Annotated in this window: 1 protein-coding gene; it reads left to right on the plus strand. The window is 64.4% G+C overall.

The window, feature by feature from the left end; all coding sequences use genetic code 11:
• The first annotated feature begins 8 nt into the window (after positions 1 to 8).
• The gene (locus tag ACVA6Q_RS24730; RefSeq protein WP_446649233.1) at positions 9 to 179 is read left to right on the plus strand and encodes a bile acid:sodium symporter; all 171 of its coding nucleotides are present in this window, start codon (positions 9 to 11) and stop codon (positions 177 to 179) included.
• The last annotated feature ends 85 nt before the right edge of the window (positions 180 to 264 follow it).

Raw genomic sequence — 264 nt, forward strand, 5'->3', positions numbered from 1 at the left:
GCATTCCGATGGCGAAGATCCTGTTTGCGGGCAACCCCGCCCTCGGCCTGATCGTGCTGCCGACCATGATCTACCACCAGTTGCAGTTGATCGTATGCTCGGCACTGGCGCGCAAGTATGCGGATCGCATGGCACGCGCCGAAGCCAGCACTGGCGCGCCGGCCAGCCGTCCGGCGTAATCACAGGGTCATCAAGCCCGTCGTTTCCGGCCAGTGGTAGGTGTGCACCCAGGCATGCCCACCATCGGCCGTCTCCAGCCAATCG

It is taken from the genome of Vibrio sp. DNB22_10_4 (assembly GCF_052879755.1).